At 58.4% G+C, this 16,633-nt stretch carries 14 protein-coding genes; 8 read left to right on the forward strand and 6 right to left on the reverse strand.

Annotation, left to right across the window (positions count from 1 at the left end; all coding sequences use genetic code 11):
* From M0974_RS18570 to M0974_RS18585, 4 genes are all read right to left on the reverse strand, one after another.
* Positions 1-348: NAD-dependent epimerase/dehydratase family protein (locus M0974_RS18570; RefSeq protein ID WP_297839935.1), on the reverse strand; the 348-nt coding region annotated here is incomplete at its 3' end.
* Between the two features lie 180 nt (positions 349-528).
* Positions 529-744: a DUF1289 domain-containing protein gene (locus tag M0974_RS18575; protein ID WP_297839994.1), complete on the reverse strand. Its 216-nt coding sequence runs from the start codon at positions 742-744 to the stop codon at positions 529-531.
* Complete coding sequence (locus tag M0974_RS18580; protein ID WP_297839937.1) at positions 741-1,265, reverse strand: gamma carbonic anhydrase family protein; 525 nt, start codon at positions 1,263-1,265, stop codon at positions 741-743. Before M0974_RS18580 ends, M0974_RS18575 begins: the two co-directional genes overlap by 4 nt.
* 42 nt (positions 1,266-1,307) lie before the next feature.
* A complete protein-coding gene (locus tag M0974_RS18585; protein WP_297839939.1) occupies positions 1,308-1,913 on the reverse strand; it encodes a CoA pyrophosphatase in 606 nt (201 codons plus the stop codon).
* Between the two features lie 178 nt (positions 1,914-2,091).
* On the opposite strand from M0974_RS18585, the gene M0974_RS18590 reads away from it, so the two are divergent.
* From M0974_RS18590 to nagE, 7 genes are all read left to right on the forward strand, one after another.
* Complete coding sequence (locus M0974_RS18590) at positions 2,092-2,643, forward strand: NUDIX hydrolase (protein WP_297839942.1); 552 nt, start codon at positions 2,092-2,094, stop codon at positions 2,641-2,643.
* A 55-nt stretch (positions 2,644-2,698) separates the two neighbouring features.
* Positions 2,699-3,262 (forward strand): L,D-transpeptidase family protein, encoded by a 564-nt coding sequence (locus M0974_RS18595; RefSeq protein WP_297839944.1) that lies wholly within the window; start codon positions 2,699-2,701, stop codon positions 3,260-3,262.
* 80 nt (positions 3,263-3,342) lie between these two features.
* A complete protein-coding gene (locus M0974_RS18600; RefSeq protein ID WP_297839948.1) occupies positions 3,343-4,074 on the forward strand; it encodes a GntR family transcriptional regulator in 732 nt (243 codons plus the stop codon).
* Between the two features lie 52 nt (positions 4,075-4,126).
* Positions 4,127-5,233: an N-acetylglucosamine-6-phosphate deacetylase gene (gene nagA / locus M0974_RS18605; protein WP_297839950.1), complete on the forward strand. Its 1,107-nt coding sequence runs from the start codon at positions 4,127-4,129 to the stop codon at positions 5,231-5,233.
* Positions 5,214-6,236 carry an SIS domain-containing protein gene (locus M0974_RS18610; RefSeq protein ID WP_297839953.1) on the forward strand — a complete coding sequence of 341 codons (1,023 nt, stop codon included), beginning with the start codon at positions 5,214-5,216 and terminating at the stop codon, positions 6,234-6,236. Before nagA ends, M0974_RS18610 begins: the two co-directional genes overlap by 20 nt.
* 13 nt (positions 6,237-6,249) lie before the next feature.
* Positions 6,250-8,784: a phosphoenolpyruvate--protein phosphotransferase gene (gene ptsP / locus M0974_RS18615; RefSeq protein ID WP_297839955.1), complete on the forward strand. Its 2,535-nt coding sequence runs from the start codon at positions 6,250-6,252 to the stop codon at positions 8,782-8,784.
* Between the two features lie 11 nt (positions 8,785-8,795).
* Complete coding sequence (nagE, locus tag M0974_RS18620) at positions 8,796-10,487, forward strand: N-acetylglucosamine-specific PTS transporter subunit IIBC (RefSeq protein WP_297839958.1); 1,692 nt, start codon at positions 8,796-8,798, stop codon at positions 10,485-10,487.
* A 154-nt stretch (positions 10,488-10,641) separates the two neighbouring features.
* Here nagE and M0974_RS18625 read toward each other — a convergent pair whose 3' ends face one another.
* Together M0974_RS18625 and purL are read right to left on the reverse strand one after the other, a co-directional pair.
* On the reverse strand, positions 10,642-10,953 hold the full coding sequence (locus M0974_RS18625) for a YqfO family protein (protein WP_297839962.1): 312 nt from the start codon (positions 10,951-10,953) through the stop codon (positions 10,642-10,644).
* A gap of 15 nt (positions 10,954-10,968) precedes the next feature.
* The gene (purL, locus tag M0974_RS18630; RefSeq protein WP_297839964.1) at positions 10,969-14,865 is read right to left on the reverse strand and encodes a phosphoribosylformylglycinamidine synthase; all 3,897 of its coding nucleotides are present in this window, start codon (positions 14,863-14,865) and stop codon (positions 10,969-10,971) included.
* A gap of 190 nt (positions 14,866-15,055) precedes the next feature.
* Between purL and mltF the strand changes: the two genes are divergently transcribed.
* The gene (mltF, locus tag M0974_RS18635; protein WP_297839967.1) at positions 15,056-16,516 is read left to right on the forward strand and encodes a membrane-bound lytic murein transglycosylase MltF; all 1,461 of its coding nucleotides are present in this window, start codon (positions 15,056-15,058) and stop codon (positions 16,514-16,516) included.
* Positions 16,517-16,633 lie beyond the last annotated feature (117 nt).

A 16,633-nucleotide genomic window follows, 5' to 3' on the forward strand; every position in this document is an offset into this window, starting at 1 on the left:
GCCTTCGCGGTTCATGGTCAATAACGTGGCGCGAGCGGTAGGGATGACGGTGAAACCTTCGGACTCCAACTCAACCAGAGTCGCGGTGGCAATGGCTTCGATTTCCGGCACGATGTAGTGCGGCTTTTCAGCTTCGATGACTGCACGCAGGGCCGCGCCGTCGAGCATATTGATCACATGGCTACGGTGGGCAACCTGCATGGCGGGTGCGTTGGCGTAACGGTCGACGGCGATGACTTCAACGCCCAGACGTTGCAGCTCGATCACCACTTCCTTGCCAAGCTCACCGCAACCGCAGAGCATTACGCGGGTCGCGGTAGGCGACAGTGGCGTTCCGATTTGAGTCATTTCAGGTCCTCGTGGAGCAGGTCATCGAGCTCGCCCGCGGTAACGCACGGCTCGGGGAAAAGAAAGGCGTGTAATTTACCACTGTAGGACCGAATTTATCGGGAATGGCAACAACTCGGTCCTGCGGAAAACGGCGTCGCCCGCTTCCCGAATGAATTCGGTCCCACAGGAAAGCACACGTCACGCTTTCGGTTGAGTGGCGACTTCCCAGAGCATACCGCTGGCACGCGCCCGTTCGTGGCACAGCCCGAGCACCACGCGACGCTCGGTATTGTCCATGCGATTCCAGCCGGTGATTTCCTCGACGGTGCGCTGGCAACCGAGACAGATGTCCGCGTCATCCAGGCAACAGATGTTGACACACGGCGACGCAACTCGACGTTCGCTGTCCATCAGTCTTCCTGCGGTGCCAGATCACGCGCATAACGCTGGGCGTTATGCACGTAATGCGCCGCGCTGGCTTCAAGCATTTTCTTCTGCGCATCGGACAATTCGCGTATCACTTTGCCCGGAGAACCCATGACCAACGAGCCATCAGGGATGACTTTGCCTTCGCCGATGAGTGAGTTGGCGCCGATCAGGCAATGCCTGCCGATCTTCGCGCCGTTGAGAATCACCGCATTGATGCCGATCAAGCTGTAATCACCCACGGTACAGCCGTGCAGCATGACGTTATGGCCGATGGTCACGCTCTTACCAATGTTCAGCGGCGAGCCCATGTCCGTATGCATGACTGTGCCGTCCTGCACATTGCTGTTCTCACCGATATGAATCAATTCGTTGTCACCGCGCAACACGGCCCCGAACCAAACGCTGGCACCCGCTTCCAGCTTCACTTTGCCGATTAATGTGGCGGTGGGTGCGACCCAACTCTTTGGATCGGTTTCAACACGGGAATCGCCCAAGCGATATTTCATATTATGTCCTCAGGGCTCTACGGCCGTCGGTTGAGCAGTGGCTCAGCTATCAAAGGTAATAAAGCGATCAGGCGGTGTGTGCAGGCTGATTTTGCTGTCGTAGAGCACGTTGATCAACTCGACGATCATGATGGCGGTAAGGCCCCAGATTTTGAACTCACCGTAGCGGTACGACGGCACATACCAGCTGCGGCCTTGGTAATCGATGCGATGCGTGTGCTCGCGGGCGTCCTGCCTAAAAAATTCCAGCGGCACGCTGAAGACCGCCGCGATCTCGCCATCATTGGGGCGGTATTCGACAAAATCGGGGATCAGCCCGACATAAGGCGTGACCATGATCCCGTGTTTGGAGACCAGCGGACTAAGAGGACCAATGATTTCCACCAGCCCTGGCGGCAAACCGATTTCCTCTTCAGCTTCGCGCAGCGCGGTAAATACCAGGTCGGGGTCTTCCGGGTCACGGCGACCGCCCGGAAAAGCCACTTCGCCGCCATGGGTCGACAAGCCGCTGGCGCGCAGGGTCAGGATCAACTCCGGTTGTTCGCTGCGAGTGATCGGCAGCAACACTGCGGCCTCGGGGAAGCCTCGACCCCACTCAAGCGTGTGGGGTGTATGACTGCTTACACGGCGAAGTAGCTCGTCCAGCATGGGGAATCTCGGTCTGTTGCTTACTTTGCATCATGCACCAAAGCGACGAACTGCCCAAGCCCTTGTAGGACAACTTAATGACACCTTCGCCCCCCATAGGCCGTGCAATTGTCGCGGTGACTTGCCGAGGAGGCAGCGCCACGCCAAGATAGCCACTGCTTTGAGGAATCCAGCCCGTATGAAATTCTGCAGCCACTGCGGTAACCCGGTCGTTCAGCGCATCCCTGAAGGGGACAGTCGCCTGCGTTTTGTCTGCGAAACGTGCCAAACCATTCATTACCAGAATCCGAATATTGTTGCTGGCGCCCTCCCGGTGTGGGGGTCGCAGGTGCTTCTGTGCCGCCGCGCTATCGAACCGCGCCTCGGGTTCTGGACCTTACCTGCCGGTTTCATGGAAAACGGCGAAACCATTGAACAAGCCGCCCGCCGCGAAACGGTCGAGGAAGCCTGCGCGACCTTACGCGACATGACCTTGTATATGCTGGTGGATGTGCCTCATATCAGCCAGGTGCATGTGTTTTACCGCGCAGATTTGGTCAGCCTGGACTTTGCCGCCGGAATTGAAAGCCTTGAAGTGCGGCTGTTCGAGGAGGCCGATATTCCATGGTCAGAGCTGGCTTTCCAGACCGTTAGACGTACTTTAGAATGTTTTTATGCCGACCGGATAAAGCAGGTTTACCCGGTGCGATCGGAAGCCGTTTCGCCGTCGCCGCCGATAAAAAACACCTGATTGCAGTGCGCCGCTGGCGACGGCTGTCCATACCTTACCCAGGGATACCGTTTTAATGCGCTGGTTGTTCGCCTTCTTCTGCCTGTGTTTCGCGTCGCTGTCCCAGGCCGAATTCACCAAAACCATCGTGCCAAAAGGCAGCGAGCAAGCGTTTCTCGGGCAAAAAGTCATCGACACCCAAGACATCGCCGATCGCAGGGTCGACAAGATCCTGGTCCTGAAATCCGCGCATCAGTTGCAGTTGATCAGCCATGGCAAAGCGCTGAAAACTTACCGCATTTCATTGGGTAAATTTCCCAAGGGACAAAAACTCCGCGAAGGCGACCGACGCACCCCTGAAGGCCTGTACTGGCTGGATTACCGCAAAGTTAGCGACGCCTACAATTTATCGATGCACATTTCTTACCCAAACATCAGCGACTCGGCCCGCGCCCGGCGCGAAGGGGTTAATCCGGGCAGCATGATCATGATCCACGGCACCCCGGTGGATGAAAATTACCCGGAATGGTACTTCCAGACCCTGGACTGGACTGACGGCTGCATCGCGATGAATAACTCGGACATACGCGAAGTCTGGAGCCTGGTCAAAGACGGCACCCTGATCGAGATTCGCCCCTGATTCTGCCAATGGTCTTTAATTGGTATTGACGTGGTATCTAAGTGGTACTAGCTTGACGTCATACCGATTTGGGACTCCACATGAATCAGATCCTCGCTTTGCGGCCTGATGACAGTCAGCCGACCCCCCTCTACCTGCAACTCGCACGCAATATCGAAGCGGCGATTCATGCCGGTCAATGGAAAGCCGAACAAGCCCTGCCCTCCGAGCGCAGCTTGAGCGAATTACTCGGCATCTCTCGCGTCACTGCACGCAAAGCCTTGGAAATCCTGTTCGATCAGGGCCTGATTCGGCGCAACCAAGGCTCTGGGACCTTTATCACCCCGCGCCTGGAGCAACCGTTGTCGCGGCTGTCCAGCTTCAGTGAAATGCTCCGATTGAAGGGCTTCTCACCCAGCTCGCAGTGGTTAGAGCGTGAAATCGCCCTGCCGACGCATGATGAATTGATTCGCTTAAGCCTGTCTCCGACCGACAAAGTTGCGCGCCTCAAGCGTTTGCGAAAAGCCGACGGCATCGTTATGGCCATTGAGATGAGTACCCTGCCCGCGCATTTGCTGCCAGATCCGCTAGCCGTCGGGGATTCCCTTTATGTGCACCTCGACAGCATCGACCGCCCGATCGTGCGGGCCTTGCAACATATCCGCGCTATCAACGCCTCAGCCGAGTTCGCTACGCTGGTCGGCATCGAAACCGGCACCGCCATGCTGCTGATGACGCGTATTGGCTACCTCAAAGACAACACCCCCATCGAGCTGACAGACACGTATTGCCGCGACGATTACTACGATTTCGTCGCCGAGCTCCGGCGCTGAATGCTGTCGCTGACTAATTAACCTTTTTGCACGCACACCCGCGGAGCTACTGATGTCCGAGCACAACATTCTCACTCCCGGCGGCTGGATTCTCGGCCACCTGGAACACCATAACGGACGCGTGAGCGGCGTTCAGGGCAAACCGTGCGACCCGCAAACCAACGACCTGCCCTACCTGCTACCCGGCTTTATCGACCTGCACATTCACGGCGGCGGCGGTAAAGACGTCATGCAAGGCCACGACGCTTTCGACACCATCGCACGCACCCATTTGCGCTTCGGCACCACCTCGTTACTGGCAACCACCATGACCGCGCCCGCCGAGGAACTCACTGGCGTATTAAGCGCCTTGGGCGAATATTGCGAACAACGACAGCCCGGCACCGCACGCGTATTGGGTGTGCACCTGGAAGGGCCGTTCATCAACCCTGGCAAGCTCGGCGCCCAACCCAACTTCGCGCATACCGCCCTGCTGTCAGAAATTGAACATTACCTGAGCCTGGCACCCATTCGGGTAATCACGATTGCCCCGGAAATAGCCGGGCATCTGCAATTGATCACCGCCTTGAGTCAACGCGGCATAAGGCTGCAACTGGGCCACACCTTGGGCAGCTACGAAGAAGGTGTCGCCGCCCTCGAAGCGGGAGCGTCAAGTTTTACCCACCTGTACAACGCCATGAGCGCTCTGCATCACCGGGAACCGGGAATTGTCGGCGCAGCCCTGGCCCACGCGCGCTATGCCGAATTAATCCCGGATCTGTTGCACGTTCATCCCGGCGCCATACGCGTCGCGCTGCGGGCCATCCCGTGCCTGTATTGCGTCACTGATTCCACCGCTGCGGCGGGCATGCCGGATGGCGAGTACACGCTGGGCAGCCACACCGTCACCAAATGCCTGGGCGGCGTTCGCCTGGCCGACGGCACGCTGGCCGGAAGCACGCTGACGATGGACCAAGCCCTGCGCAATCTGGTGAAAGTCGGGTTGTCGCTGCCTGAAGCATCACAACGTTTGTCACAATTTCCTGCCGATTATTTGGGCCTGGAAGAGCGTGGGCGCTTGCAACTTGGGAGCTGGGCTGATTGCGTCGAGCTTGATCGTTCATTGAATGTGCAGGCCGTCATGGTCGAAGGAGAAGCCATTGAACTCAAAAATGCTTGAAGAGGCTTTGTCGTCCGGCGATGTGGTCGAGCGCCAGCTACGGACTCAAGATCAATCATTGATTCGGGTCGCTGAGCGCCTGCGCGCAGCTCAGCCACAGGTGATCATGACCGTAGCCCGCGGCAGTTCAGACCACGCCGCCAGCTACTTCGCCTACCTGACCATGCAATTGACCGGCATACCGGTGGCCTCGTTACCGATGTCGGTGGTGACGTTGCAGCACTCGCCGATGCATGTGCGTGGCCAGACAGTTTTTGCCTTCTCACAGTCGGGTCAAAGCCCCGATCTGGTGGACAGCCTGCGCACCTTGCGTGAGCGCGGCGCCCTGAGCGTTGCATTGGTGAATGCCGAAAACTCGCCCCTAGAGACGGCAAGTGAATACGTATTGCCACTGTGTGCCGGTGCAGAACGCAGCGTCGCAGCAACCAAAAGTTTTATCGCCACCTTAAGCACCAGTGCGCGCTTGATCGGCCATTGGCAGCAAGATCACGGATTGTTGGCTGCCGGCCTGAAGCTGCCCGAGAATTTGCGCGAGGCAGCCCAACAAGACTGGAGCGCCGCCGTCGAAGCCTTGCGTGACTGCCAGCAGTTGCTGGTCATCGGTAGAGGTGCGGGGTTCGCGATTGCTCAGGAAGCAGCACTTAAATTCAAGGAAACCTCAGCGATTCAAGCCGAAGCGTTCAGCAGCGCCGAAGTGCGTCATGGTCCCATGGCGTTGGTCGGTGAACGTTACCCGCTGCTGATTTTCGCTCCGCGCGGCGCTGAACAGGCGGGTTTGCTGAGTTTTGCCGCTGACATGCGTAAACAGGGCGCCCTGGTGCTGCTGGCCGCGCCGGATGACATTGCGCAACGCAATTTGACCCTCAGTCGTGCCGACCACCCAGCGCTTGACCCGATTCTCGCGATCCAAAGTTTCTACGTGATGGCCGCCAACCTGGCCAAGGCCCGCGGCATGGACCCCGACCAACCCAGACACTTGAGCAAAGTCACCCTCACCCACTGAATGAGAGCGTGCCATGAATAATAATAAGGATTTGATTCTCAGCGCCCCACTCAGTGGCCCGGTGATGCCACTGTCAGAGGTGCCCGACCCAGTGTTCGCCAGCGGCGCCCTCGGCGACGGTATTGCGATCGACCCGATCAACGAGTGTTTATACGCCCCTTGTAATGGCGTCATTGTGCACGTCGCGCGCACGCTGCACGCCGTGACGCTACGGGCGCAAAATGGTGCCGAGTTCTTGCTCCACGTCGGCCTCGACACCGTGGCCCTTGCTGGCGAAGGCTTTACCGCGTTGGTCGAAGAAGGCGCGCAGGTCAACGAAGGTCAGGCGCTGCTGCGCTTTGACCTCGACAGCGTAGCGCAGCAGTGCACCAGCCTCATCACCACGTTGATATTGATCAATGGCAACCGCTTCAAACTGATACCGATCACCGACTCATCCTCGGTAAAAGTGGGTCAACCGTTGTTACAAGTCCGCGAACTCGGGTCAGGTTACCCGGACACACTCGCTGAGGGCGCGGTCCGACAGGTGCGCGGCAGCGTGCGGGTGGCTCACAGTGGCGGCTTGCACGCGCGTCCCGCAGCATTGGTTCGCCAGACTGCCCAGGGGTTTGTCAGCCAGAGCGAATTGCATTTTTCCGGGCAGAGCAGCTCATCCAACAGCCTGGTAGGGATCATGGCGCTGGGCGTCGCCGAGCAGGACGAGATCGAAGTTGTATGTTTGGGCGAAGACAGCGAAGCTGCCCTTCAAGCCTTGCTCAAAGCCTTGTCCACGCCGTCAGCCGCTGAAAAAGCAGCCACCCAACCTACCTCGTCAGTAGCCGTTCGCGGTGCTGCGCAAGCTGGCATGTTGCAAGGCGTCTGCGCGTCTCCCGGTCTGGTCAGTGGTCCGTTGTTTCGACTGAATGCCATTCATCTGCCCGATGACCTCGGCCAGCACCTGGCCGAGGAACAACATCAAGCGCTGCGCACTGCAATTGGCCAAGTAAGTGCGCAGATTCATAGCACTCTGCAATCCTCCCAGCGTCGTGGTGCCGAAGAAGAAGCAGCGATTTTCGCAACCCACCTGGCATTGCTCGAAGACCCTGCACTACTGGATGCCGCCGAACTGGCGATCAACCAAGGCACCGCCGCAGCCCACGCATGGAGCCGGACGTTGTTGACTCAGTGCGACGTGTTGCAAGCACTGGGCAAACCCTTGCTGGCGGAACGCGCCAACGATTTACGTGATTTACGTCAGCGGGTGCTGCGCGTCTTACTCGGCGACGCCCTACACATTGATATCCCCATCGGCGCCATTGTGGTTGCCAACGAGCTGACGCCGTCTGATGTGCTGATGCTCAGTCAGCGCCACGTTGCAGGAATTTGCATGGCCGAAGGCGGCGCGACCTCGCATGTGGCTATTCTGGCCCGGGGTAAAAACCTTCCGTGCTTAGTAGCGCTTGGCTCACAGCTGCTGGATCTGCAGCCAGGCCACACCGTCGTGCTGAATGCCGATCAAAGCGCGTTGGAGCTGACCCCCAGCACCGAACGCCTCCAGCAGGTCAGCGAGTTGCGACAGCAACTTCTACAGCGGCGGCGCCATCAGCAGGAGCATGCGCACACGCCGGCGGCAACCCGAGATGGCGCAACCATTGAAGTGGCTGCCAACGTGGCTTCAAGCCGTGATGCTGCCGAGGCGCTAGCGGCTGGTGCCGATGGCGTAGGATTATTGCGCACTGAGTTTTTGTTCGTTGACCGCATCACCGCTCCGGATGAGCACGAGCAACTGGCGGCCTATCAAAGCGTGCTCGACGCCATGGGTGACAAGTCGGTAATCATTCGCACCATTGACGTCGGTGGCGACAAGCAACTGCCCTACCTCCCGCTGCCAACCGAGGCCAACCCTGTGCTGGGCCTGCGCGGCATTCGCCTGGGTCAACTGCGCCCGGAACTGCTCGACCAACAATTGCGTGCCTTGCTTAGGCTCTGCCCGCAGCAGCGCTGCAGAATCTTGCTGCCCATGGTCAGCGAAGTGGATGAGTTACTCGCTGTCCGCCATCGACTGGACACGTTGGGCGCCGAACTCGGGATCATTCATCGCGCTGAGCTGGGGGTCATGATTGAAGTGCCGTCGGCGGCGCTGCTGGCGGAGCAATTGGCCGAACATGCTGATTTTCTGTCCATCGGCACCAATGACCTTTCCCAATATACCTTGGCCATGGACCGCGACCACGCCGGGCTTGCGGCCCGGGTCGATGCTCTGCACCCGGCGCTGCTGCGCCTGATCGCGATGACCTGTGCCGGTGCTGCACGCCACCAACGCTGGGTGGGAGTATGCGGCGCGCTAGCCTCCGACCCGCTGGCAACGGCGGTGCTGATCGGCCTTGGCGTGCGCGAACTGTCGGTGAGCGCGTCAGAGGTGGGTGAAATCAAGGCACGGGTTCGTCAGCTGGACCTGAGTGAATGCCAACGCTGGAGCCAATCGTTGCTCAATTTGAACAGCGCGCAGGCGGTTCGTCAGGCGTGCCAACAGCACTGGATACCTGACTCATCCGAACAACAAAAATAAGGAGAACCGCCATGTACCAACAGATGATCGAAGGCTTACAGCGGCTTGGCCGAGCCCTGATGTTGCCCATCGCTATCTTGCCCATCGCCGGCCTGTTGCTGCGCCTCGGTGATACCGACTTGTTGAACATCGCCATCGTGCATGCGGCTGGCAATGCCATTTTTGCCAACCTGGCGTTGATTTTCGCCATTGGCATTGCCGTCGGTTTTGCTCGCGACAATAACGGAACCGCAGGCCTGGCCGGCGCCATTGGCTACTTGGTGATGGTCTCTGCGCTCAAGGTGCTCGACCCTAAAATCGACATGGGCATCCTCGCTGGAATCATCAGCGGCCTAATGGGTGGCGTGCTGTATAACCGCTTTAAGGACATCAAGCTCCCGGAGTATTTGGCGTTTTTCGGCGGTCGACGCTTTGTGCCCATCGCCACGGGATTGTCCGCCGTGGTGCTTGGGTTGATATTTGGGCTGATATGGCCGCCGCTGCAAGAAGGTATCAACAGTCTTGGCAAGCTGATGCTGGAAAGCGGCAGCGTGGGTGCCTTTGCCTTCGGCGTCATGAACCGGATTCTGATCATCACCGGGCTGCACCACATCCTGAATAATCTGGTGTGGTTTGTGTTTGGCACCTTCACCGATCCGGAAACAGGACGTGTGGTGACAGGCGACTTGGCACGTTACTTTGCGGGCGACCCGGAAGGCGGCCAGTTCATGACGGGAATGTTCCCGATGATGATGTTCGGCCTGCCCGCAGCCTGCCTGGCGATGTACCGCAACGCCCTTCCCACCCAGCGCAAATTGATCGGCGGCGTTCTGCTGTCGATGGCCCTGACTTCGTTTCTGACCGGCGTCACCGAACCGATTGAGTTCGCGTTCATGTTCCTTGCACCGCTCTTGTATTTGATACATGCGCTGTTAACCGGCTTGTCCATGGCGCTGACGGCCCTGCTCAATATCCACTTGGGTTTCACCTTTTCCGGCGGCGCGATCGACATGGCGCTGGGCTGGGGCAAGTCCACCAACGGCTGGATGATTTTTCCGTTCGGGCTGCTTTACGGGGTGGTTTATTACGTGGTGTTCGACTACTGCATTCGCCGTTTCAATTTGAAAACCCCTGGGCGCGAACAACTGGCGAACAACCCCGCAGCCACAGTCCCGCACAGCGAACGTGCCGGTGCGTACATCCGCGCGCTGGGCGGTGGCGCTAATTTGCTGAGTATCGACGCCTGTACCACACGCTTGCGCCTGCACCTGGCTGACCGCAGTAAAGCAATCGACAGCGAACTTAAGGCCCTTGGCGCCATGGCTATTGTGCGACCTGGCAATGCCGGGAGTTTGCAAGTGGTGGTAGGGCCAATGGCCGACAGCCTGGCAGACGAACTGCGGGTCGCGTTGCCCAATGCGAGTGTGTTGCCAGCAATGTCGGCCACAGCCGAGGTTAAGTCAGAGCCACAACCAATCACCGTCATCGAAGCACAACAATGGCTGGCAGCGTTGGGGGGCAATCAAGTGATGCAGGTCGACTGCGTTGCCCTTACACGTCTGCGCGTACGATTGGGTGCAGACCAGCAAATGGCTGAAAATCGCTTGAACACGTTGGGGTGTTTGGGGCTGAGTCAGTTGGAAGACGGCGTGTGGCACATACTGGTTGGCAACCGCGCTCAAGGGTTGAGCGAGGCGATAAAGCCGATGCTGGCCAAGGGTTGAACCGCTGTGGGAACGAACTTGTTCGGGAAGCTGGCGACGCGGTCCTTCTGGCATACCGTGGCGCTACCTTCGCGAACAAGTTCGCTCCCACCGGGATCTGTGCTGGATGAAGATCTGTGGTCGGTTTGCCGACGAAGGCGTTGTATCGGGCGAATCAGAAATCGGCCAAGCGCCACACTTCGTAGGCAGGCGTTTCGTAGGGATGGCTCTGTTTCAGGGCCACCACCACGTGCGCAATCAGCTCGTCAGCCACGACCAGTTCGACTTTCCATTCCTGCACTTGCTCGATCTCGCCTGCCTGCCCAATGAACGGCTGACTGCCGTCCAGCGGGCGGAACTGACCTTGACCCAGCACTTGCCACGAGCAGTGATCATAAGCGCCGATCCGCCCCGCACCCGCGGCGAATACAGCGCTTTTGACCTCGTCAACATGACTCGGCGGAACAAAAAAGCAAAGCTTGTACATGGGCTGACCTTAGCCTCAGTTCACCCACACCCGTGCGTTACGGAAGATGCGCATCCAGGCGCCGTCTTCTTCCCACTCTTCCGGACGCCATGAGTTCTGCACGGCGCGGAATACCCGCTCAGGGTGCGGCATCAGGATAGTCACACGACCGTCGCGGGTGGTCATACCACCGATACCGCGTGGCGAGCCGTTCGGGTTGGCCGGGTACTTTTCAGTGACCTTGCCGTGGTTGTCGACGAAACGAATCGCCACCGAGCCAGACACATCAGCCTGGATCAACGCGTCTTGGCTGGCGAACTCAGCGTGACCTTCACCGTGGGCAATGGCGATCGGCATGCGCGAACCGGCCATGCCCTGCAGGAAGATCGATGGCGAATCCTGCACTTGTACCATCGCAACCCGTGCTTCGAACTGCTCGGAACGGTTACGCACAAAATGCGGCCAGGCCTCGCTGCCCGGAATCAATTCGCGCAGGTTGGACAACATCTGGCAACCGTTGCACACGCCCAGGGTGAAGCTGTCCTGGCGCTCGAAGAAGCCTTGGAAAGCGTCCCGTGCACGGGTGTTGAACAAGGCCGATTTAGCCCAGCCTTCGCCTGCACCCAGTACGTCGCCGTAGGAGAATCCACCGCAGGCCACCAGACCTTTGAACTCCTCCAGATCAACGCGACCGGCGAGGATATCGCTCATGTGCACGTCGATGGCGTTGAAGCCAGCACGGTCAAACGCAGCCGCCATCTCGACCTGGCCGTTAACGCCCTGCTCACGCAGAACCGCTACTTGGGGACGAATGTTTTTCTTGATGTACGGCGCGCTGATGTCGTCGTTTACGTCGAAACCCACTTTGACAGTGAGGCCGGGGTTGTCTTCTTCGAGCAATACGTCGAACTCTTGTTCGGCGCACTCGACGTTGTCACGCAGACGCTGGATCTGGTAGCTGGTTTCAGCCCACTGACGCTGCAGCAAACGACGCTGACCGCCGAATACCGGATTACCGTTGAAACTGATGCCCACTTCGTCATTGTTCACCGGCTGACCGATGACCGAGACGCACTCGCCAAGGCCGGCCGCACTGAATTGCGCAAGCACGTCTGGAGTATCGTCCTGACGAACCTGGATCACTGCGCCCAGTTCTTCGTTGAACAGGATCGCCGCCAGATCAGCCGTGGTTTCGGCAAGGCCATCAAGGAACAGGTTCAAGCCGCAATGACCAGCAAAGGCCATTTCCAGAGCGGTAACCAACAGGCCGCCGTCAGAGCGGTCGTGGTAAGCCAGTAAGTGACCGTCAGCGTTGAGGCCCTGGATCACTGCGAAGAACGCCTTGAGATCTTCGGCGTCATCGACGTCTGGCGCAACACGCCCGAGCTTGCCGTGCACCTGAGCCAGAATGGAGGCGCCCATGCGGTTTTGACCACGGCCCAAGTCGATCAGGATAAGGTCGGTCTCGCCCTTGTCCATACGCAGTTCAGGGGTCAGGGTTTTGCGGATATCGGTCACGGGCGCAAAGCCCGTCACGATCAACGACAGCGGCGAGGTCACGCTCTTGTCGGTGCCGTCTTCGCGCCATTGGGTTTTCATGGACATGGAGTCCTTGCCCACTGGAATAGTGATACCCAGTTCCGGGCACAGCTCCATGCCGACCGCTTTCACGGTGTCGTACAAACGGGCGTCTTCGCCGGGGTGACCGGCAGCGGACATCCAGTTGGCCGACAGTTTGATGTCGGAGATTTTTGCGATGCGCGACGCAACGATGTTGGTCAGGGTCTCGCCAATTGCCATGCGGCCAGAGGCCGGAGCATCCAGCAGCGCCAACGGGGTACGTTCGCCCATGGCCATCGCTTCACCGGTTTCAACGTCGAAACTGGTGGCGGTCACAGCGCAGTCAGCCACGGGCACTTGCCATGGGCCAACCATTTGATCTCGCGCTACCAGGCCGGTAATGGACCGGTCGCCGATCGTGATCAGGAAACTTTTGCTGGCGACTGCCGGGTGGTGCAGAACCCGTGTCACGCACTCTTCGATATTCAGCGTGCTTGGGTCGAAATCATCACCCAGCGCATCTTCGCGAACAGCCGAGCGGTGCATGCGCGGCGCTTTGCCGAGCAATACTTCCAGCGGCATGTCTACAGGGCTGTTGCCAAAATGACTGTCAGTTACGGTCAATTGCGGCTCGGCCGTGGCTTCACCGACGACGGCAAACGGGCAACGCTCACGTTCGCAAATAGCTTTGAAGCGCTCGAAATCCGCAGCGCCAACCGCCATCACATAGCGTTCCTGGGATTCGTTGCTCCAGATTTCCAGCGGGGCCATGCCCGGCTCGTCATTTGGAATGTTGCGCAGTTCGAAACGACCACCGCGCTCGCCATCGTTGACCAATTCCGGGAAGGCGTTGGAAAGACCGCCGGCGCCGACATCGTGGATGAAGCTGATTGGGTTGTCTTCGCCCAACTGCCAGCAACGGTCGATCACTTCCTGGCAACGACGCTCCATCTCTGGGTTTTCACGCTGAACCGACGCAAAGTCCAAATCTGCCGAGCTGGTGCCGGTGGCCATTGACGATGCAGCACCGCCGCCCAGACCGATCAACATCGCCGGGCCGCCGAGTACGATCAGCTTGGAGCCAACTACGATTTCGGCTTTCTGTACGTGTCCGTCACGGATGTTGCCCATACCGCCCGCCAACATGATCGGCTTGTGGTAACCACGGACTTCATCACCGTGAAGGGTGCTGATGGACTGTTCGAACGTGCGGAAATAACCGGTTAAGGCCGGACGACCGAATTCGTTGTTGAATGCAGCACCGCCTAATGGGCCTTCGAGCATGATGTCCAGCGCGGTAACGATGCGCTCAGGTTTGCCGTACGGCACTTCCCAAGGCTGTACGAAACCGGGGATTTGCAGGTTGGACACGGTAAAACCGGTCAGGCCCGCTTTCGGCTTGGCACCACGGCCAGTAGCACCCTCATCCCGAATCTCACCACCCGAACCGGTCGCCGCACCAGGGAATGGCGCGATGGCAGTTGGGTGGTTGTGGGTCTCGACCTTCATCAAGATGTGCACCGGCTCCTGCACCGCACCGTACTGGCGGGTCTCAGGATCCGGGAAGAAACGGCCAGCAACCGGGCCAGCGATAACCGCAGCGTTGTCCTTATAAGCAGACAACACACCTTCGCCATGCATCTGGAAGGTGTTCTTGATCATGCCGAACAGGCTTTTTTCCTGATTCTCGCCGTCGATGTCCCAGCTGGCATTGAAGATTTTGTGACGGCAATGCTCAGAGTTGGCCTGAGCGAACATCATCAATTCGATGTCGTGGGGATTACGCCCCAGCGTGGCAAAACTTGTAACCAAATAATCGATTTCGTCGTCAGCCAGGGCCAGGCCCAATGCGACGTTGGCTTTCTCCAATGCGCCACGACCACCACCCAATACATCAACGGCAGTCAGCGGCTTCGGTTCGGCGTGGCTGAACAAGCCGGCAGCCTGCTCCAGCGAGCCCAATACCAACTGGGTCATGCGGTCATGCAAGCAACCGGCGATCAGCTCAGCGTCAGCGTCGCTGAACTGGCCTTCTACATAGAAGGCGATCCCGCGCTCAAGGCGCTGGATTTTTGTCAGGCCGCAATTGCGCGCGATATCGCTGGCTTTGCTCGACCATGGCGAAATGGTGCCAAACCGCGGCAACACCAGGAACAGCCTGCCGCCTGGTTCTTGAACCGGCACGCTTGGGCCGTATTTCAGGAGACGTGCAAGCACCTGCTGTTCTTCATCGCTAAGAACGCCAGCGACCTCAGCGAAGTGGGCGAATTCGGCGTACAAGCCACTGACACCTGAAACTTTGAGTTCCAGTTGCGCAAGTAATTTGCTGTGGCGGAAGGCAGAAAGGGCAGGAGCACCGCGCAGGATCAACATCTTCGGGACAGCCTCGGGAAGGGGTGTGCTTTGAGGCCGTGCATTCTAGCCTAAACCGCCCCTTTCGGCACCCAAAACGGTGGCCTCTGACGTCGCCGGGTGTCGGCGCCCCGAGAACACCCCTGCTCTATCAGACCTGCTCATCTCTGTCGAGATATGGTGCTGGGGGTCCTTTGCGTATACTGCACCGATGTTTTCCCAATCCGCTTTCCGCCCGCTGTGCGCCAAATGGCTCATCGCAACCGGACTCTTCCTAATGCTCGGCGCCTGTGTTGATAAACCCAACACACTGGAGCGAGTCAAGGAGGATGGCGTTTTGCGCGTCGTAACTCGTAACAGTCCGGCCACTTATTTTCAGGATCGGACCGGCGAAACCGGTTTTGAATACGAGTTGGTCAAGCGTTTCGCCGAAGATCTCGGCGTCACTCTGAAGATCGAGACCGCAGACAATATCGACGATTTATTCGATGAGTTGCACAAACCCGGCGGCCCCGTCCTCGCTGCGGCAGGCTTGGTGGCGACCGATTCGCGTAAATTGCAGGTGCGTTTTTCCCACCCTTACCTACAAGTCACGCCGCAAATCATCTATCGCAACGGCCAATCCCGACCTTCGACCCCCGCGGATTTGATCGGTAAAAAGATCATGGTGCTTAAAGGCAGCAGCCACGCAGAGCAACTGGCTGCGCTGAAATTGAAAATGCCTACGCTGGAATACGAAGAATCCGATGCCGTTGAAGTCGTCGACCTGCTGCGAATGGTCGATGAAGGACAAATTGACCTGACGTTGGTCGATTCGAATGAATTGGCAATGAATCAGGTGTATTTCCCTAACGTGCGCGTCGGCTTTGATTTGGGCGATGGTCGCGATCAGCGCTGGGCAGTTGCGCCGGGTGAAGACAACAGCTTGCTGAACGAGATCAACAAATTTCTGGACAAGGTCGAAAAGAACGGCACCCTTCAGCGCCTGAAAGACCGTTATTACGGCCACGTAGACGTATTGGGTTATGTCGGCGCCTACACCTTTGCCCAGCACCTGCAAGAGCGCTTGCCGAAATACGAAAAGAATTTCCGCACGTCCGCCAAGGAAGAACAGGTGGACTGGCGATTACTCGCGGCCATCGGTTATCAGGAATCGCTTTGGCAGGCTGAGGTGACCTCGAAAACCGGTGTGCGCGGCCTGATGATGTTAACCCAGAGCACCGCGCAAGCCATGGGCGTGGTCAATCGGCTAGACGCCAAGCAAAGTATCGAGGGCGGGGCAAAGTATTTTGCTTCGATGAAGGATCAGTTGGACGACAAGATTGAAGAGCCTGATCGCACGTGGCTGGCGCTGGCAGCTTATAACGTCGGCAGCGGCCATTTGGACGACGCCCGAAAACTGACGGAAGCCGAAGGGCTGAACCCCAATAAATGGCTCGACGTGAAAAAGATGTTGCCGCGTCTGGCGCAGAAGAAATGGTTCAGCAAAACCCGCTACGGTTACGCCCGAGGCGGCGAACCCGTGAGCTTTGTCGCCAACATCCGCCGTTATTACGACATCCTGACATGGGTGACCCAGCCGCAGCTCGAAGGCAGCCAAGTGACCGACGGCAACCTGCATGTACCGGGTGTCGACAAGACCAAACCCCCAGAAGAAAATCCAACGCTCTGACCATCAGACCGCGTCGCAGTTCGCACAGGTGGGATCACTTTGTGGGACCGAATTTATTCGGGAATGTATTCACATCCGACATCATCTGCGCCTGACTCAACACCTTCCCGAATGAAT

This window comes from Pseudomonas sp. (assembly GCF_026224925.1).
In the GTDB taxonomy this organism is placed as follows: Bacteria; Pseudomonadota; Gammaproteobacteria; order Pseudomonadales; family Pseudomonadaceae; genus Aquipseudomonas.